12 protein-coding genes, 1 other RNA gene and 1 pseudogene are annotated in these 19,593 nt (G+C 60.1%); 9 read left to right on the top strand and 5 right to left on the bottom strand.

Annotated elements, in window-relative coordinates; genetic code table 11:
• Positions 1 to 3 precede the first annotated feature (3 nt).
• Positions 4 to 2,649: a DNA gyrase subunit A gene (gene gyrA / locus ACWHXP_RS01025; protein WP_489634678.1), complete on the bottom strand. Its 2,646-nt coding sequence runs from the start codon at positions 2,647 to 2,649 to the stop codon at positions 4 to 6.
• A gap of 744 nt (positions 2,650 to 3,393) precedes the next feature.
• Between gyrA and ompA the strand changes: the two genes are divergently transcribed.
• The 6 genes from ompA (at position 3,394) to ACWHXP_RS00995 (ending at position 10,919) form a co-directional block, all read left to right on the top strand.
• On the top strand, positions 3,394 to 4,008 hold the full coding sequence (ompA, locus tag ACWHXP_RS01020) for an outer membrane protein OmpA (RefSeq protein WP_006462111.1): 615 nt from the start codon (positions 3,394 to 3,396) through the stop codon (positions 4,006 to 4,008).
• 170 nt (positions 4,009 to 4,178) lie between these two features.
• A complete protein-coding gene (ubiG, locus tag ACWHXP_RS01015) occupies positions 4,179 to 4,895 on the top strand; it encodes a bifunctional 2-polyprenyl-6-hydroxyphenol methylase/3-demethylubiquinol 3-O-methyltransferase UbiG (RefSeq protein ID WP_489634679.1) in 717 nt (238 codons plus the stop codon).
• Between the two features lie 84 nt (positions 4,896 to 4,979).
• Entirely contained in the window at positions 4,980 to 5,636 is a 657-nt protein-coding gene (locus ACWHXP_RS01010; RefSeq protein ID WP_209582568.1) for an HAD-IA family hydrolase, read from the top strand.
• A 195-nt stretch (positions 5,637 to 5,831) separates the two neighbouring features.
• Complete coding sequence (locus tag ACWHXP_RS01005; RefSeq protein WP_489634680.1) at positions 5,832 to 9,236, top strand: DUF748 domain-containing protein; 3,405 nt, start codon at positions 5,832 to 5,834, stop codon at positions 9,234 to 9,236.
• A 182-nt stretch (positions 9,237 to 9,418) separates the two neighbouring features.
• Positions 9,419 to 9,799, top strand: a transfer-messenger RNA (tmRNA) gene (ssrA, locus tag ACWHXP_RS01000).
• A 424-nt stretch (positions 9,800 to 10,223) separates the two neighbouring features.
• Complete coding sequence (locus ACWHXP_RS00995; RefSeq protein ID WP_489634681.1) at positions 10,224 to 10,919, top strand: type I restriction-modification system subunit M; 696 nt, start codon at positions 10,224 to 10,226, stop codon at positions 10,917 to 10,919.
• Here the strand turns inward: ACWHXP_RS00995 and ACWHXP_RS00990 are convergent.
• The 3 genes and pseudogenes from ACWHXP_RS00990 to ACWHXP_RS00980 all read right to left on the bottom strand — a co-directional run.
• Positions 10,897 to 13,074: pseudogene (locus ACWHXP_RS00990) on the bottom strand (type I restriction endonuclease subunit R); the annotation flags it as partial. The gene ACWHXP_RS00995 and the pseudogene ACWHXP_RS00990 sit on opposite strands and share 23 nt — an antisense overlap.
• A gap of 121 nt (positions 13,075 to 13,195) precedes the next feature.
• Positions 13,196 to 14,416: a restriction endonuclease subunit S gene (locus ACWHXP_RS00985; protein WP_489634682.1), complete on the bottom strand. Its 1,221-nt coding sequence runs from the start codon at positions 14,414 to 14,416 to the stop codon at positions 13,196 to 13,198.
• Positions 14,413 to 15,864 carry an HsdM family class I SAM-dependent methyltransferase gene (locus ACWHXP_RS00980; protein ID WP_489634683.1) on the bottom strand — a complete coding sequence of 484 codons (1,452 nt, stop codon included), beginning with the start codon at positions 15,862 to 15,864 and terminating at the stop codon, positions 14,413 to 14,415. Before ACWHXP_RS00980 ends, ACWHXP_RS00985 begins: the two co-directional genes overlap by 4 nt.
• An 83-nt stretch (positions 15,865 to 15,947) precedes the next feature.
• Between ACWHXP_RS00980 and ACWHXP_RS00975 the strand changes: the two genes are divergently transcribed.
• From ACWHXP_RS00975 to ACWHXP_RS00965, 3 genes are all read left to right on the top strand, one after another.
• Complete coding sequence (locus ACWHXP_RS00975) at positions 15,948 to 17,033, top strand: type I restriction enzyme endonuclease domain-containing protein (protein ID WP_489634684.1); 1,086 nt, start codon at positions 15,948 to 15,950, stop codon at positions 17,031 to 17,033.
• Positions 17,034 to 17,172: 139 nt separating this feature from the next.
• Positions 17,173 to 17,448 carry a type II toxin-antitoxin system Phd/YefM family antitoxin gene (locus ACWHXP_RS00970; protein ID WP_259433091.1) on the top strand — a complete coding sequence of 92 codons (276 nt, stop codon included), beginning with the start codon at positions 17,173 to 17,175 and terminating at the stop codon, positions 17,446 to 17,448.
• Entirely contained in the window at positions 17,445 to 17,789 is a 345-nt protein-coding gene (locus tag ACWHXP_RS00965) for a type II toxin-antitoxin system RelE/ParE family toxin (protein WP_489623685.1), read from the top strand. Before ACWHXP_RS00970 ends, ACWHXP_RS00965 begins: the two co-directional genes overlap by 4 nt.
• A 30-nt stretch (positions 17,790 to 17,819) precedes the next feature.
• On the opposite strand, the gene ACWHXP_RS00960 is transcribed toward ACWHXP_RS00965, so the two are convergent.
• Complete coding sequence (locus ACWHXP_RS00960; RefSeq protein WP_489634685.1) at positions 17,820 to 19,556, bottom strand: tannase/feruloyl esterase family alpha/beta hydrolase; 1,737 nt, start codon at positions 19,554 to 19,556, stop codon at positions 17,820 to 17,822.
• Positions 19,557 to 19,593 lie beyond the last annotated feature (37 nt).

Below are 19,593 nucleotides of genomic sequence, written 5' to 3'. Positions count from 1 at the left end.
GCTTTACTCGCCTGCGGCTGGTGCTTCGCCGCCGGCCGCCTCTGCGCCTTCGCCTTCGATCACGTCTTCCACATCAGACTCGACCACGCGCTGCAGGCCGGACAGCTTGGTGCCGTCTTCCACCGCGATCAGGGTCACGCCCTGGGTCGCGCGGCCCATCTCGCGGATCTCCGAGACACGGGTGCGGATCAGCACGCCACCGGTAGTGATCAGCATGATCTCATCGCTGGAATCGACCAGCGTGGCGGCCACGACCTTGCCGTTGCGCTCGCTGGTCTGGATGGCGATCATGCCCTTGGTGCCACGGCCGTGACGGGTGTACTCGGTGATCGGGGTACGCTTGCCGAAGCCGTTTTCGGTGGCGGTGAGCACGGACTGTTGTTCGTTCTCGGCCACCAGCAAGGCGATGACTTGCTGGGCTTCTTCCAGATTCATGCCGCGCACGCCACGGGCGGTACGGCCCATCGGGCGCACATCGTTTTCATCGAAACGCACGGCCTTGCCGCCGTCGGAGAACAGCATCACGTCATGCGCGCCATCGGTGAGAGCAGCACCAATCAGGAAGTCGCCTTCGTCCAGGTCCACGGCGATGATGCCGGCCTTGCGCGGGTTGGAGAAGTCCGACAGCGGGGTCTTCTTGACCGTGCCCAGGCTGGTCGCCATGAAGACATAACGGTCATCCGGGAAGCTGCGATTGGCACCCGACACCGGCAGGATCACCGTGATCTTCTCGCCATCCTGCAGCGGGAACATGTTGACGATGGGCTTGCCGCGCGAATTGCGCGAACCCTGCGGCACTTCCCAGACCTTCAGCCAGTACAGGCGACCACGGTTGGAGAAGCACAGGATGTAGTCGTGCGTATTGGCGATGAAGAGCTGGTCGATCCAGTCGTCATCCTTGGTCGCCATGGCCTGCTTGCCGCGGCCGCCGCGTTTCTGCGCGCGATACTCGGAGACCGGCTGCGACTTCATGTAGCCTGTGTGCGACAGCGTCACCACCATGTCCTGCGGGGTGATCAGGTCTTCGGTGGCCAGGTCGGTGGCGTTGTGCTCGATGGTGGAGCGGCGCTCGTCCTTGGCACCGATGCCGTAGTCGTTGCGGGCGGCGTTGAGTTCGTCGGTGATGATGGCAGTGACGCGGGCCGGCTTGGAGAGGATATCCAGCAGGTCGGCGATCTGCGCCATCACGTCCTTGTATTCATTGACGATCTTGTCCTGCTCCAGACCGGTCAGGCGTTGCAGACGCATCTGCAGGATTTCCTGCGCCTGTTCGTCGGAGAGCTTGTAGAGGCCGTCGGACTGGATGCCGTAATGGGCCGGCAGGCTCTCCGGACGGAAGGCTTCGATGCCGCCCGGATTGCCTTCGCCGGTGCGGGCCAGCATCTCGCGCACCATGGACGAATCCCAGGCGCGCGTCATCAGTTCTGCCTTGGCGATCGGCGGAGTCGGTGCGGCGCGGATGATGGCGATGAAGTCATCGATGTTGGCCAATGCAACGGCCAGGCCTTCGAGCACGTGACCGCGTTCGCGCGCCTTGCGCAGTTCGAACACGGTGCGGCGGGTGACCACTTCGCGACGGTGCGACAGGAAGCATTCCAGCAGTTGCTTCAGGTTCAAGAGGCGCGGCTGGCCATCGACCAGCGCCACCATGTTCATGCCGAAGGTGTCTTGCAGCTGGGTCTGCTTGTAGAGGTTGTTGAGCACCACTTCAGGCACTTCGCCGCGCTTGAGTTCGATCACCACGCGCATGCCCGACTTGTCGGATTCGTCGCGCAGGTCGGAGATGCCTTCGAGCTTCTTGTCGCGCACCAGCTCGGCGATGCGTTCCAGCAGCGCCTTCTTGTTGACCTGGTAGGGCAGCTCATCGACGATGATGGCGATGCGGCCTTCGCGGCCATACTCTTCGAAGTGGGTCTTGGCGCGCATGACCACGCGGCCACGGCCGGTGCGGTAACCATCGCGCACGCCCGAGACGCCATAGATGATGCCGCCGGTCGGGAAGTCCGGTGCCGGCACCAGTTCGATCAGTTCATCGATGGTGCAGTGTTCATTGGCCAGCAGGTGCAGCGCGCCGTTGATCACTTCGGTGATGTTGTGCGGCGGGATGTTGGTGGCCATGCCCACGGCGATGCCGGAGGAGCCGTTGACCAGCAGGTTGGGGATACGCGTCGGCAGGACCGAGGGTTCCTTTTCCTTGCCGTCGTAGTTGGGCACGAAATCGACGGTTTCCTTCTCGATATCGGCCAGCAATTCGTTGGAGATCTTGTCCAGGCGGCACTCGGTGTAACGCATCGCCGCAGCGCCGTCGCCGTCGATGGAACCGAAGTTGCCCTGGCCATCGACCAAGGTGTAGCGCAGCGAGAAGTCCTGGGCCATGCGCACCAGAGTGTCGTAGATGGAGGCGTCGCCGTGCGGGTGGTATTTACCCATGACTTCACCGACCACGCGCGCGCACTTCACGAACGGACGATTCCAGACGTTGTTCATCTCGTGCATCGCATACAGCACGCGGCGGTGCACCGGCTTCAAGCCATCGCGCACATCCGGCAGTGCCCGACCCACGATCACGCTCATGGCGTAATCGAGGTAACTCTTGCGCATCTCTTCTTCGAGGGAAATGGGGATGGTTTCTTTAGCGAATTGATCCATTGGAGAGTCGAAAGATGTTTCCCGGCCAGAAAATCGTGCCGGGCGGGCGTGGCCCTTGGACTGATCAGAACAGCGCATTCTAGCACGCCAGGAGGGTCAAAAGCCCGTCAAACGCCCTCAATGACCCTGCAACGGCATGCTTCGCGAGGACACCCGGCCCGGGGCAGGCCCTCACCGCATGCGCCGCAAAGCTCCTCCCAGCGCCTGGGAGCGACGAAATCCCAGGTCCGAAAGCCTATATATATTAGAGCGCCCGAACTCAGCGGCCGGCATTGCCGCCCGGCATCGAATGTTTCTCCGCCGCAGGTTGCTGTCAAATGACCAATTTGGGGAAAATTTTCCGAAACTCACTTTCCCGGTGCACGCCATCAGGAGAATTCCGAGGGACCGGGAATCGCGATGCTGCGGAGAAAATGGCAACTACTTGCCCGAGTGAAAATGCGCGAACTGTATGAAATATAAGGATTTTCTTTAAAAAATCCGGCATTTTTCAGCCTTAAAGGAACAAAAACGGCCCGAAAATATCGCGTTGCGAAGAAACAACACAGTCCCAAAAACGTTGTCTGGACCAATTGGCAAGCATCGCTGAAGGTCAATCCGTGTGGCAGAATGGCGGCTAAGTTCATTACTAGCCCCATGGAACAAGGGCCTGTGACGACCTGAACACATGATATTATTCATTTTTTTGATGTCGTAATCTTGTAGCGCAGTTTATCTGCGGATATCTCACCCGAGAGGAGAAACATGAACAAATTAGCAAAACTCGTCTTCGCTGCTGCGTCCGCAGCCATCGCACTGTCTGCCACCGCTCAGGAAACCAAGGACATCAAGGTTCGTCCCGGCAGCCTGTACCTGCAAGATGGCCGTGACGTCGTGACCCGCAGCGGTTACGGTCTGTGCTGGCAAACCGCTTACGTGAACGGTCCGTGCGAAGAACCGCCCGCACCGGCTCCGGTTGCCGCTGCTGCTCCTGCTCCGGCTCCTGCTCCTGTCGCTGCCCCGACCTCGGAAAAGGTCACCTACGCTGCTGACGCCTTCTTCGATTTCGACAAGGCAACCCTGAAGCCGGCTGGCAAGGCCAAGCTGGATGAACTGGTTGGCAACCTGAAGGCGATCAACCTGGAAGTCATCATCGCCGTCGGCCACACCGACTCGATCGGCTCCGTCGCCTACAACCAGAAGCTGTCGGTTCGCCGTGCTGAGTCCGTCAAGGCCTACCTGGTCTCGAAGGGCGTTGAAGCCAACCGCGTCTACACCGAAGGCAAGGGCAAGTCGCAACCGGTCGCTGACAACAAGACCGCTGCTGGCCGCGCAAAGAACCGTCGCGTGGAAATCGAAGTTGTGGGTACCCGCAAGTAATCGATTGCTGCTACAAGGCTGTTATGAAAACCCCGCTTCGGCGGGGTTTTTTTATTCCTGTTTCATTTGCTGGTCATGCACGCCTCTGCAAGCACTTGTCCCGTCATTGCGGCGCATCTTGACCTGGCACAGCCTACCCGCCGCGTCGGATTGGGCTATCATTAGGCCCCATGAACACGACCAATGCGACCATGAACGCCGATCCCCAAGAGATCCAGAAATTCAGTGAACTGGCCCATCGCTGGTGGGACCCGGGTTCCGAATTCCGTCCCCTGCACGAAATCAACCCGCTGCGCCTGGAGTGGATCAACGCCCGCGCCCCGCTGGCCGGCAAAAAGGTGATCGACATCGGCTGCGGTGGCGGCATCCTGGCGGAATCGATGGCCAAGAAAGGGGCCGACGTCACCGGCATCGACCTCTCCGACAAGGCCCTGAAAGTGGCCGACCTGCACAGCATGGAATCCGGCGTGAAGGTGCGCTACGAAAAGATCGCCGCCGAAGACATGGCCGCGCGTGAAGCCGGCCAGTACGACGTCGTGACCTGCATGGAGATGCTGGAACACGTCCCCGATCCGGCTGCCATCGTGCGCGCTGCGTCCAATCTGGCCAAGCCGGGCGGCAAGCTGTTCTTCTCCACGCTGAACCGCAACATGAAGTCCTACGTCATGGCCATCATCGGTGCCGAATACGTGCTGCGCCTGTTGCCCAAGGGCACGCATGACTATGCCAAGTTCATCACCCCGGCCGAGCTGGCGCACTACACGCGCGAAGCCGGTTTGCAGATCGATGGTTTCAAGGGCATGGGCTACAACCCGCTGACCAAGATCTATTCGCTCAACGACGACACCAGCGTGAACTACTTGGTGGCCTGTACCAAGCTGGGCTGAGCCGCCTCGCTCGCGCCTCGCCGGTTCGTTCCCCTCGCCGCAGCTGCCCGCTGCGGCGCTTTTCTTCCTGCCATCCTGAAGCCCATGCCACTCCGCCCTCCCCGCGCGATCCTGTTCGACCTCGACGGCACGCTCGCCGACACTGCTCCCGACCTGGCGGCCGCCGCCAACTACCTGCGCCAGCAAAGGGGCCTGGAAAATGCCCCCTATGAAAGTTTGCGTCCGGTCGCCTCGGCCGGTGCCCGCGGGCTCATCGGTGCAGCGCTGGGCATCAATCCGGGCGATGCGGAATATGAAGACTTGCGCGTACTTTTCCTGGACCGCTACCAGGCCAACATGACGACCCACAGCGGCCTCTTCGACGGCATCCCGGAACTGCTGGCGCAACTGGAAGCGCGCGGCATAGCCTGGGGCATCGTCACCAACAAGGCGGCACGCTTCACCGACGTGCTGGCCCCGCAGATCGGGCTGGGCCATGCCGGATGCATCGTCTCCGGCGACACCACCCCGCATCCCAAGCCGCATCCCGCGCCGCTGCTGGAAGCTGCCAAGCGCCTGGGGCTGCCAGCCGAGGATTGCTGGTACGTCGGCGACGACCTGCGCGACATCCAGGCCGGGCGCGCCGCCAACATGCCGACCATTGCCGCTGCCTGGGGCTATTGCGGCCACACCGAACCGGCTGCGTGGCAGGCCGATGCGCTGCTGCATGCACCGCTGGACATCCTGACCCTGCTGGACTGATCCGCTTTCCCGCCTTTGCTGGCGCGCGCAAGGAAACTTGAGCGCGCCATTTCCCTCCTAGCAGTGCCATGTCGCCTCGCATTAGAATGGCGACAACCCGGCGCACGCCGCAGCACCACACACCATCACAACCAGAACCGGCCACCTGCGCAGGCATCGCCCCAGGACGGACCGGCACCGACAAGGGAAACCGTCATGAGCAAGCCGGATCGCGCCTCACTCACCCAGCACCTCGCCTGGCAACGAATGAGACGCCCGCTGCGCTGGGCCGGCTGGACGCTGGCCGTCCTGCTGGTCCTGGCCGCGTTGAGCTGGGCCGCCCTGCCCGCGCTGGTGCGCAAGATCGCCGTCGACCAGACCCAGGCCCAGATCGGCCGCAAGCTGGAAATCGGCGAGATCGCCTTCAACCCCTTCAAGCTGGCCCTGCGCGCCTCCGACATCACACTCTATGAAGCCGATGGCACGCAGCCCTTCTTCAGCGCCAAGGGCTTGCTGGCCGACCTCTCGGCCGCCTCGCTGCTGCGCCTGGCACCGGTGCTGGACGAGATCAGGCTGACTACGCCGCAATTGCACGTGGTGCGGGTAGATGCCGAGGGCAGTGGCCATTACAACTTCTCCGACATCCTTGATCGCCTGGCCGCGCAGCCCAAGAGCGAAGGTCAGGCGCGCTTCTCGCTGGCCAACGTGCAACTGCAGGATGGACAGATCCGCTTCGAGGACAAGGTCAGCGGCAAGAACATCGACATCGCCGCGCTGCAGGTGGGCCTGCCCTTCATCTCCAACCTGCCGGGCAACATCGACAGCTTCGTGCAGCCGCAACTGTCGGCCACCATCAACGGTACGCCGCTGCACCTGAAGGGCCGCAGCAAACCCTTCGCCTCGACGCAGGAATCGGCCTTCGCCATCGATATCGACCAGCTCGACCTGGTGGGCTACCTGCCCTTCGTCCCTGCCGAATTACCGGTCATCATCCAGAGTGCCAAGCTGAGCACCAAGCTGGATCTGGGTTTTACCCGCAAGGATGACAAGCCGACCGTCACCCTGGCAGGCGATGTGCGCCTGGATGACGTCGCTCTGCAGGACAAGGCCCGCGCACCGCTGCTCAAAGCCAAGTCGGTAGCGCTGCAGGTGAAGCAATTTGACGTGTTGGCCGCCAGCGGCGAATTGAACCAGCTCACGCTGGAGCAGCCGCAAGTCTGGGCCGGCATGAATGCGCGTGGCGAGATCAACTGGCAGCGTGCGCTGGCCGGTGGCGGCAGTGCCGGCGGCAAGAACAGCGCAGGTACCGCGAAGAAGGATGCCCCCGCTCCTGCGGCCAGCACACCCCAGCCGACAGCCCCCATCGTGCTGCAACAACTGACCGTGCGCGGCGGCGAAGTGAACTGGCGCGACGAAGCCAATGCGGCGCCTGCCCAATCGATCAAGCTGAGCAAGATCGACATCAACGCCACCCAGCTCTCTACCGCCGCTGATGCCAAGCCCGCGCACCTGACCCTGTCGGCGGTGGAAAACGGCCATGGCAAGCTGGCCTTCGACGGCCAGCTGCAGCCGCTCAAACCCGGGGTGGCAGGCAAGATCACGCTGGAGAACATCGACCTCGCCGGCTACCAGAATTACCTGTCACGCGCCCCCATCAGCGGCGTAGCCGGCAAACTCTCCGGGCAGACCACACTGCAGCTGCGTGACGGCCATCTCAAGCTCGACGACAGCAAGGTACAACTGGCCGACCTGCGCTTGACGCCCCCGGGCAAGGGCGCACAGCCGCTGGCGCTGGAATCGCTCTCGCTGCAGGCACCCACGCTCACCGATACGCTGGACCAGGCCATTCCCTTCAAGCTGCAGGCGCGCTTCGACAAGAACGGCAGCGCCGATCTGGCCGGACAGGCTGCAGCGCACTTCAGGAGTGTGGCGCTGGATCTGGATGTGAAGGATTTGCCCATCACGCCCTTCCAGCACTATTTCACCGATGTGCTCAATGTCACCATCAGCAGCGGCCTGGCCAGCGCCAAGGGCAAGCTGGAGCTGACGCCCCCGCTGGACGAACGCAAGCTGGCCCTGGACTACAAGGGCAGCGCCGCCATCACCAACCTGCGCATGCAGGACAAGCTGACTTCCACCGACTTCCTGCGCTGGCGCACGCTGCAACTGGCCGGCATCCAGGCCAAGTTGGGCGGACGTGCGCAGGTGGCGCTGGAGAAGGTGACGCTGTCCAACTTCTACGCTCGCGCCATCCTTTCCGAGAAGGGCCGCCTGAACCTGCAGGACATCGTGGTGGCCGATGCGCAGGAACAGGGCTCGATCACGGATGATGGCAAGAAGGGCGGCAAGCCTGCCAGCACGGCAAGCGCGCGCAAGACCGTCTCCGCCACCCCGGTCACGCCCGCTGCCGCGCCCGCGGATGCGCCCATCGTGCGGATCGGCCAGGTGGTGCTGGAAGGCGGCAACATCAACTACACCGACAACTTCGTCAAACCCAACTACACCGCCAACATGACGGGACTGTCCGGCAGCATCGGCCAGATCTCTTCGGAGAAACCGCAACCGGCCCCGGTCAACATCAGCGGCAAGATCGACAACGATGCTCCTCTGCAGATCTCGGGCTCGCTCAATCCGCTCTTCAAGCCCATGTACCTGGATCTCAAGGCCAGCGCCAACGGTGTGCAGCTGCCGCGCCTGACGCCCTACTCGGCCAAGTACGCCGGCTATCCGATCACCAAGGGCAAGCTCTCGATGGATGTGCAATACAAGATCGAGAACGACAAGCTGGTGGCCCAGAACGATCTGCGCATTGAACAGCTGAGCTTCGGCGAACGCGTGGACAGCCCGGATGCCACCAATCTGCCGGTGATGCTGGCGGTGTCGCTGCTGAAGGACCGCGATGGCAACATCAACCTGAACCTGCCGATCTCCGGCTCGCTGTCGGATCCGGAGTTTTCGGTCGGCGGCATCATCGTGCGGGTATTCGTGAACCTGATCGTCAAGGCCGTCACCTCGCCCTTTGCGCTGATCGGGTCGATGTTCCGGGCGGACGAGCATATTGGCGAGCTGCGCTACATCGAGTTCTCGCCGGGCTCCTCGGAAATCACCGACGAGGTGCGCAAGAAACTGGATGCGCTGGGTTACGCGCTGCATGAGCGTCCGGGCATCAAGCTCGACATCACCGGTCGCGTCGATCCCCAGGTCGATGACCAGGGCCTGCGCCGCGAAGCGCTGGAACGTGCCATGCGCAGCCTCAAGCGTGCCGACCTGATCGCCAAGGAAGGCCAGCCGGACGGCCCGGTGCGCGTGAGCGCGGCCGAGCGCGTCAAGTACCTGGAGCGCGTCTACAAGGATGCCAAGTTCGACAAGCCGCGCAACATGATCGGCCTGAGCAAGAGCCTGCCCGAAGCCGAGATGGAAAAGCTGATCCTCGAGCACACCGAGGTGACCAAGGATGACTTGCGCAACCTGGCCCAGCGCCGGGCCGACCAGGTGCGAAATTATTTGCAGGAACAGAGCGTGATCGATCCGGCGCGCATCTTCCTGATCGCGCCCAAGCTGGATGGTGCGGGCATTCCTGAAAAGGAACCGAAGGCACGGGTCGAGCTGACCATCCAGTGAGCAGGCGATGCGCCAGCGGGCGGCGCGGGGCTTGAAAAGCCGTGCGCTGCCCATATAGTAGGGAGTAGGTTATAATTCACCTCCCGCCGAACAAGCGGGCGCCTCTTGAAGAGACTCGGAGAGAGGCAAGCGTAATACGCAAGTTCACGCGCCCAGCGGGATTTGCGAAGCTTCAACACCACGGGGCCGACTTGGTTTCGACAGGGGTTGCAAAGCGGAACAGGGCATGCCGAGGACTGGTTACCTCGTTAATCCATCCGGAACTGCTTAAATGCAAACGACGAATCTTACGCTCTCGCAGCGTAAATCGCACCTAGAAACCTAAGAAACTTCTAGCTCTACAGCACTTCTTCCCTGGGGTGTGCTGGCAACAGCGGTAGAGTCATTTACAGGGAATCGTGGCGTATGGGGTTACTTCATACGTCATTAAATCCAAGGTAACTCGTCCTGTCGAAGCGTGTGCGTCCGCGTCGCCAGGATCAAAACCAATTGACTGCACTACGCATGTAGAACTGTCTGTAGAGTGCTTCTGGACGCGGGTTCAATTCCCGCCGGCTCCACCAATAACAAGGGCTCGGAATTCTCCGGGCCCTTTTTCTTGCGATGGCCTCCTCCCCGCTCCCATCCCTTAGTGCTCAATGCTCGTTTTTCGCAAGCTTTCCGCAGTTCGTCACGGGCAATTCAAGGCATCTCAAAGTAGCAGCCGCTGCGCCCGTCTGGTAGAGTGCTGACGATTCAAAGCGACTTGATACATCCGTGCTCGCCACTGCCTGAGACGCCAAACCTTGGTCACTGCGTTCGATGTCACCCGTCATCGCGTCACGGTGAAAAACATCGACGCCCGCTGGCGCAAGCACCAGGAACGGGCCGCGTACAAGATGGAGGGATTCGGAATTTCCAGCTCTCTGAGGGCGATAAATGGATGCGCGCCGGGGGCGCGGATGAAGATAGTAGCGCATCCGATGAACAGAACAATGAGAACTACGCATGAATGTGCAGCAACTCGAAAACGAACTGTGGGACGCCGCTGACCAGCTGCGTGCCAATTCCAAGCTCACCGCCGCCGAGTACTCGATGCCGGTACTGGGGCTGATCTTCCTGCGTCACGCCGATAACCGTTTCAAGGCTTACCTGCCCGAAATAGAAGCTGACATCCCGCCACAAGTGCCCGCCGCCCAGCGTGAGACAGTGGTGAAGCTCGGCTTTCAAGGCAAGGCCGCCATCTATCTGCCTGAGGACGCGCGTTTTGATCGCATCGTCAGCCTCCCGCAAGGGGCCAAGGTAGGCGAGATCATCGACGCCGCCATGGACGCTGTCGAGGCCGAATACCCCGTACTCTCCGGCGCACTGCCACGTGGCTATGCCGCCTTCGAACCCGATCTGCTGGCCGAGCTGGTCAAGATTTTCGACCGCCCCGCCATCAAGGCGGCCACCGGCGATGTGTTCGGGCGCATTTACGAATACTTCCTCAACAAGTTCGCCATGAGTGGCGCACAGGAAGGCGGCGAATTCTTCACGCCGCCATCATTGGTACGCATGATCGTCAATGTCATCGAACCGGATCACGGACTGGTGCTTGATCCGGCCTGCGGTTCGGCTGGCATGTTCGTGCAGACCGGCCATTTCATCGAAGATGTGCGTCATGCGGTGGTCAACGATTCTTGCCACGACCAACCCGATTGACGCGGGCGATGGCTTGCATCAGGGTATGGCCCTGCATGGGCTTGTCCAGATACAGCGTGGCCAGGCATTTCACGTCGAAGCCGGTCAACCACATCGCGCAAACAATAGCGATGCGGAACGGGTTATCCGCCTTCTTGAATTCTTTTTCCAGGTCGCGTTTGACCATCTTTTCACGGTGCGGCCTGATGTCCAGCGGCTCATCGCGGAAATTCTTCCACTTGGCGAACTCTGCGACCTCGCCCTGCTCCTGGGACACCACTACACAGCACTCGGTGGCGTTCATCCACTCCACGTGTTCCCGTCGTTGCTTGAGCAGAGCATTAGGTGCTTTGCCCTTTGCTGCGAACAAGGCTTCTTCGGCAGCAACAGCGGCCTCCAACTGGGCGGCTTTCTCTTGCCAGTTGGCTGCGATCAGATCGTGCATCTTCACGCAGGTGATCTTGTCCAGGCACACCATCAAGGCCTTGCCGCCACCGTCTTCGACCGCACGCCAGCGCTGGTGAAAATGGTCCACAAAGTCTTGCGCCACCTTGTCCAGTCGTGTGGGCGAGGTCAGGATGGGGTAATCCCGCGCCAATTCGCGATAGAGCTTTTCTTCTTTCTCGTCGCTCCACGGATCATCCAGCGTAGCAGCCTGCTTCGCGATCTCGATGTGCTGCGCGAGACGTTCGCTTACCTTGGGATCGATGATCTTGAGCTTCTCACCGGCATTTTCATAGAACAGGGGCAGCGTCGCACCGTCGGCGACTGCACGCTGAAAGTCATAGATCGAGACATAGTCACCGAAGACCTGGCGAGTCAGCTGTTTCTCCCCGGCATCGATCAACGGGGTGCCCGTGAAGCCCAGGAACTTTGCGCGTGGCAATCCTTTGCGCATATTCAGCGCCAAGCGTCCGTACTGCGTCCGGTGTGCTTCGTCGCTGATGACGATGATGTCGTCACGCTCGGAATAGGCCTCCGTCACGCGCTCACGATATTTCTGAATCAGGCCGAACACATAGCGCCGGTTCTGGTCACGCAACATCGAGCGCAGTGCAGCGCCATTCTTTGCCTGATCAGTCTTGGTATTGGCGCGCCCGCAGTTGGTGTAGGTCGATGCAATCTGATCATCCAGCTCGGTGCGGTCGGTGATGACCACGAACGACCACGACGCAGATAATTTGCGATGGATTTTCTCGGTCAAAAATACCATCGAATACGACTTGCCCGAACCTTGGGTATGCCAGAACACGCCCAGTTGACCGGCTGCGACCTCTGCCTGGACCTTGGGATCGGTGGAGGTCAACCGGTCGATCACACGATTCACGCCAAGGTACTGGTGGTTGCGCGCCACGATCTTGTGGGTACTGCCCTCAGTGGCATCAAAGAGGATGAAGTTCTCGACGATATCCAGCAGGCGCTGCTGATGCAGCATTCCCTGCAAAAGAAGCGGTAGCAGGGGCTGGTCTTTCGCGGGTTCCGGGTCATCTTCATCCAGTCTTTTCCAGCGATAAAAATGCTCCTTGCTGGAGGTCAGCGAGCCGTACTGCGCATCGTGACCGTTGGAAATGATGACCAGCGCGTTCCAGTGGAACAGATGTGGAATGGTGTCCAGGTAATCAGCGTAGTTTTTCTTGTATGCGCTGTCGATGTGCACCTCGAAGCGCTTGAGCTCGATGAACACCAGGGGCAAGCCGTTGACGAAGCCGATCACATCCGGGCGACGCAGCCACAACTTGCCACGAACCCACAACTCGCGCACGGCGAGGTAACGGTTGTTTTTGGGTTGATCGAAATCGATCAGGCGCAGGCGTTTATCGGTCAAGCGGCCGCCAGCGTCGCGGTATTTCACCGGTACACCATCGCGCAACAGCTTGTACTTTTCCTCGTTTTGCGCGATCAGCGATTTGGTGATGTCGTCCTGAATCACCAGTGCCAAGGCATCCTGATAGGCGACGTCGGGTAACCCCGGATTCAAGCGTTTGAGCGCTGCCAGCACCTCGCGGGTGAGCACGACCTCTGCATCCGAAGTGCGGCCCAGCAGACTAGTGGGCCCCCATCCACCTTTTGCGCCTTCATCCTGTGCAAACACGCTCTGCCAGCCTAGCTGCTGTTCCAGCAGTTCTGCCGTCGGCGCCTGAATCAACAGGTCTTCGGAATAGTCCTTCTTGGCCATCTTCTTGGATTCCTCCACGGGGCGCTTTGTGGTTATCGCCGCTGTCTATTTTTATTAACTGTAGGTCAGTCCGCTGTGTCGCCGGTGATAGCGCTGACATGGAAGCCGCTACAGTGCTTGGTCACGATGCTACCTCATCGGGTAAGGTGATGCCGGAAACGTCGAGTTGGCCGGACATCAGTTTGGGGAGCAGGAGGTCGCGGGCCTTGGCTAACTCTCTGTTCTGAGCATTCAAGTTGGCAACCGAGTCCATCATCGGGTTAACCTGTGCAGCAAATGCCGAAGCAGTTGTATCGTCAGGCACCAGTATTAAATGATTGTCCAATGCCGAACGGCGGATGTGCTGCATGGTTGCTCCGACAGCATGACCAGTAAGTTCCGGTATTGCTGCTTCGACGGCGAATCGTACTAGTCGTTTGTGTAACTCTCTGTGTGGAATGACTTTGAACAAGTGCTGATTAAGCAACGCAGGGCCTTCACTCCATTCGTTGACCAATAAGGTTGCCGACCACGAAAAAAGGATATCTCCGGTATTGATGTGGTTTCGCTGCGGAACAATGTTGCCCTGGTTGTAGGGCGTCTTGCTAGTGATACCACTTCGAAGCTCAGGAATCTTTACGATAGGCAGACCAGATTCGCCTAGATGCTCAGGCTTGAAAGCAAAACCATTGATGAAATCCGCGACGCTGGTCATCGGTTTCTTACACCACCCCTCCGGCACCCCATCGTTCACTGGCACTGATTCGTGACCAGGAAAGCGCAGGTGCACGAACCATTCGCGGTAGAGGCGGCGGGCGGCGTCCTCGAGCAAGGCGATGCGGCGCTGGTTGGTGGCGATCAGGTCGTCGTAGGCGTGCGCTATCGATGCTGCAGATCGCTGCGTTTCAATATCATCAGGCACATGAATGACATAGTTCTCCAGTCTATCCATTTCCAATTTTTTTGTGCCGTGCGCGGCTTCCGTTGCCAAATCGCGAATCGCGTTGGCATGAGCCGATAGGCTATAGAAGATGAATTTTCCGTCAACACCAGATTTGGGAATCAATGCTTTTACGTCTTGGTTAAATGCCATTGGACGTTGGGCGAGGGAAATTCTGAATTCTTTGGCCAGCGACATGCCCCGAACTACGGCAAACGTCGTGCCGGAGGGAACCAGCCTACTGCCCGCATTCAATCCGGCTTGACTAATCCGTAACGAAGTGTCTTGCAAGAATCGCTCTGTCATTTCGGCCGAACTAACCCATGGGATTTCCCCATCCCAAAATTCTGGTGTCCCTTTGTTCGGCGTGCCACCCGAAAGGAATTTGACACATTCATTGAGGCGCCGGGGTTTCCAACTCATCCCAACAACTCCTCAAAGTTGCTGGCAATCCGCCCCGCCAGTTCCGCTGCCTTTTCATTCAGCTCAGCCAGTTCTGCGTGAATGCCGCGCATAGTTTCCGCAAAGTCGTCCTCATCCTCCTCAGCAGCGGCAGCCACGCCCACATAACGCCCGGGGGTGAGTGAGTAATCGTTGGCGGCGATGTCATCAACGCTGACGGCCTTGCATAATCCCGCCACATCCGCAAACAGGGCCTGTGGAAAGCGGCTATGCAGCCAGTGCACCTGATGGATGAAGTAGGCAGCCTGCTTGAGCGCATCGAGTACCGCGTCGCGCACGGAGGGGGCTTCGTTTTTCTTGCTGTCGGCCGCCAGCAAGGCGCGCTTGGCGTCGCGGGCGGCTTTGCCGTCGAATGCCTTGCTGCTGCGCACGCGCAAAGTTTTTTCCGCCGTGTCCAGCAACTTGAGCCATTGTTTGTGGCGTGCTTCGAGCAGCTTGCCGGTGGCTTTGAGTTGCGGGGCCAGCACATCAAGCGTGGCTTGCAGAGCCACTTGCGCAGCGTGCTCCTTCTGGCCTGCTTTGGCGATCGCAGATCGGCTCTGCGTGCAGGCAGTAAGCAAGGCGTTGATGGCGTCCGTGGCGTGCGTGTCGGCTTGGGCAGCACTCAACTCGGCCTTGAAGGCATCGAGCTGGGCCTGCGTGATCTGCGCGTCCTCGGCCTGGTCGGCGTTCAATTCGGCAAGCCGGGCCTGATCGGCGAAGGCTTGCAGAGGCGCAGCCAAGGCACCTATGGCGGCAGTGTCAGCCTTTATACGGGCGGGAATGGCAGAGAGCCACTCATCTACCTGACGCTGGTATGTTGCCACCAGGGCGATGAATTTCTTGCGCTCACCCCGGTACAGCCAGACGATGGCGTTGAGGTTGGCGAGTTGCTCTTCGGTGAACACGTGCGAACGTGCCGAGACGACGTGGTAGACGTTGCGTGCGTCGATCATCAGTACCTGGTCTTGCAGGTTCTTCGACTTGCCTTTATCGAAGAACCACAGGGTGCAAGGCAGGCTGCGGGTGTAGAAGAACTTGTTGCCGATGGCCATCATCACATCGACGTGGCCCGTGTTGACCAGTTGCTCGCGGATGTCGCGGTCTTTGTTGCCAGCATCGGAGGCACTGGAGGCCATGACGAAACCAGCGCGGCCCTTGTCGTTCAGGTAGGCATAGAAATACTGAATCCACAGGCTGTTGGCATTGGAGATGGCGCCAGTCTTGGCATTGGTACCTGGCAAGCCAAAGGGCAAGCGCCCGGCCTCATCAACCTGTGCCTCCACCTTTTTGGTATCTACACCGTCCACATTGAAGGGCGGGTTGGCCATGACGAAATCGCATTGACCAATCAGGTGTTCGGCCTGGTCGTAGAAGGTATTGCCCTGGCGGATGTTGGAGGCATCCAAACCATGCACCACCAGGTTCATGCGTGCCAGTTTGGTGTTGGTGTCGCTTTTTTCCTGGCCGTGGAAGGTGACGGAAGCAGGGGCTGATCATCGATTACAACGGCATGATCAAAAGCCTGCGCCGGGCACTGGCAACTTTTGCGCAAGGCGATCGTGCTGGTACGGGCAAGGGAGATGCTGAACAGGATACGGTACGGGATGACACTGAGGCGCTGGGGGAATATGCCGATAGCCTCAAAGTAGCGACCGAGTTCCTGATGGATCTGGGTTTTGATGTCGACGAACTGATCAAGGCCAAAGGCTTTGACAAACAGCAGCAGATCTTGGTCGCTGTCAACCTTCTCTGCGAAAGCGACGAGCGCCGCAAGACCTATCAGGTGATCGTTGAGGATGTGCAAGCGCGCCACCGCAGCCTGTTTCCTCACCCTGGCCTCTTTGATTTCGATGCAGTGGAAAGTGCAGTGACCGCCATTTACAACAAGATGCAGGATGCCCGTGTATCACCCGACGTCAGCAGCTTGCTACAGGATTTGTACGACGTAGTAGATGTGTCGGTAGCAACCGAAGCGCCGTGCGCCAGAGAACCTAAAGCCCGGTATAACCTTTCCAATATCGACTTTTCTCGCCTGCGTGCCGAATTCGAAAAATCGCCCTTCAAGAATGTGGTGGCGATGAATTTGATGGAGAAGATCGAGGAACGCCTGGCCGCAATGGTGACACGCAACCCGACACGCGTGGACCTGTATGCGCGTTACCAGGAAATCGTTCGCGAATACAACAAAGACAAGGATACGGCCGAAATTCAGAAGGTGATGGATGACCTGTTCGCCTTCAATGACGACTGCAGCGAAGAGGAAAAGCGCTACCTGCGCGAAGGACTTGATAGCGAGACTGAACTGGCGGTGTTCGACTTACTTCAGAAAGATTCACTCACCAAGGGTGACCGAGAAGAGATAAAGCGAATCGCGAAGGACTTATTGGCCAAATTGGCCGATCAGCGTTTCGCAATGGAGCGATTGCGTAGTATGGCGACCGTGCAGGCCCAAATGAGGGCTGAGATCATCAAGCACTTGTACGCGCATTTGCCAGTCGGCGCCTACGATTCCAACGAAATCAACATGAAGGCGGGAGCGGTGTTCTCCCATATATACAGCGCGGGCCTGGGCGGCGATGCACAGGTGGTTCATTGATTCGATAACGCAGCAGGACGCCCGGCCGCGGCCGGTCAACTGCTTTCGCGGTGCGGGAAATCCTTGGGCACGATTGCCCCTCCTTGCCCAAGGACCATAAAAAGACTATATTAAGTCCACCCCAATCAGGAGCACGTCCATGCGCTACTCATCCCAAGTCAAACCGATCAGCTATCTCAAGGCCAATGCCGCCGACGTGTTGACACATTTAGCCGAGCAGCGTCAGCCGTTGGTCATCACCCAAAATGGCGAAGCCAAGGCCGTTCTGCAAGACCTTGCTTCCTATGAAGAAACTCAGGAAACGCTCGCCTTGCTGAAAATCCTGGCGCTTGGCAATCAGGATGTGGCTGCCGGCAAGCTCACACCGGTAGGCGATGTCGTTGCCAGGCTGCGTGCCAAGCGTACGGCTGAATGAAGAAGAGCAAGTCTGCCAGATTCGAAGTCCTGCTGACCAAAGGGGCAGAGCGGGACCTGGAAGCCATCCATGACTACATCTCTGAATTCGACTGTGTGGCCAACGCCGACCATGTCCTCGATCAGTTGATGCATGTTGTAGAGAGTCTGTCGAGCTTCCCTGAACGTGGCAGCTTTCCAAAGGAGCTGGTCAGTCTTGGCATCAAAGAATATCGTCAGACTCTCTTCAAGCCTTACCGCGTGATCTACCGCGTGGCCGGGCAGCAGGTCCTGATTTACGTGATCGCAGACGGTCGCCGTGACATGCAATCCGTGTTGGCGGCGCGCCTGCTGAGCGCCTGAAGACGCTCCCGCAAGACGCACATCAATGCCTCACCGCCCCACACAAACAAAACTCCCCGCCTCATTCACGGACCCGCTCCCCCGATACTGCGGCCAAGCCGGATACCGGCACAGCGGCCGGCTGCGGCCCGGTACCACGGTGGTATCCACCACGATCTGATCCACCGGGGCCTTCCCCTGCTCCACCCATTGCTCCAGCGCAGTCAGTGAATCCCAGGACGCATTGAAAGCCGTACCAAACACGTGCCCATAGCCGGGGATCTCGTAATAACGCACGAAGCCCTCAAGCTGCTGTTCCCCCATCGCCTTCTGCAAGCGCCCCAGATACTGCCGCGTGGCCTGCGTGCTGACCAGCGCATCGGCCGTGCCATGCGCGATCAGGATCTTGCCGCCCTTGTTGCGGAAGGCCGAAAGATCGGTCTGATTCACATCCTGCAAGCCGTTCAACGCCACCACCCGCGCCTGATACCCGCCCGGCCGCAGCGGATCCAACGCCAGCGGATTGAAGTTAACATCGCGCGTAACGAAGTAGCGCACCCACTGATCCCAGAAGGTGCTGTGATACGGCGGACTGCCTTTGCTGCTCACGCCCGGCATCGGATTGGCGGGCTGCTCGGTGCCCAGTCCCAGTGTCTGGATGATGGCCTGGAAAGGACTGCCCGTGCCCATGCCCCAATCCGTGCCCCAGGTGTTGAATCCGGGATAGCGCGTCTCGCCGCTGGCCAGTGGATAAGGCAACTCCAGCGGCGTGCTGAAGACCTTGAAGGCAGCAATCTGCGCGTCCGACAGGCAACCGTCGCCGCCCTCGCCTCCGCCTTCGCAACGCAAGGGCTTGCCGTTGAGCGAGGCCGTGGCCGGATCGAAACGCGCATTGCAGGCATCAACGTTGCTGATGACGCCATCGGCCACGCCATCAAGACGGTCACACGCCGCCATGGCGGCATCGAACAGGAGCTTGCGCTTGGCCGCATCGGGATAAGCCCCCGGCTGCGCCATGGCCTGCGTCATGCGGCCAAACTGCAGGTTCAGTGCGACGGCATTCCAGGCCGGATACAAGGCAATCACGCCATCCACATCAGACGGCCAGCGACTGGCCATGGCCAGGGCTTCACGTCCGCCCGTGGAGCCGCCGGCGAAATACACCCGTGCAGGCCGCTGTCCATAATGGGCGGTGACGATGGCCAGCGCCGCGTCGCGCGTCTTCTTCAAGGCATCGCCCGCGAAATTGCGCAAGGCTTCGTCGTTGCTGCCAAACGAACCATCGCGCGACGTGGTGGCATTGGCCTGGTGGCCGGAATCGCTGGCAAAGGTGGCATAGCCGCGCCCCAAGGGACCGGGCTGCGTGGCCGCGCCGGCAGGGACGTTGGCGGCCACGTCCGGAATGGTGCCGTCATAGCCGCCGCCACCGAACATCAGGGCCTTTCCATTCCACTGCGCCGGCAGGTCCACCTGGAAGCGGATCGCCGGTGCAGCGGGATCGACCGGGCTGATCTCGCCACTCACCTTGCAGTAAGCACCAACAGCCTTGGCGCCGTCGCCGCTGGCAACCACGCTCTCGATGGCCGTCACGCGTGCGCCGCGCGTGGGCAGGCCGATGGCTGCGGCCGGAAGGGTGAAGGTACGCAAGGCGGTGCAGCTTTGCGGCGTGCTCGCCGGCGTGTCGGTGACAGGCTTCTCGGGCGCGCTGCTGCATGCGGCCAGCAGCGCGATGAGGCAAGGACTCAACAAGGCCGGATACAGCATGGGCCTGCGGGTGGTTCGTGGCATGGCGGTCTCCTGATGGTCTCAACGTTGTCTACGTAAC

The organism is Herbaspirillum sp. Her2 (assembly GCF_057961375.1).
This window is presented reverse-complemented; position numbering and strand designations above follow the sequence as displayed.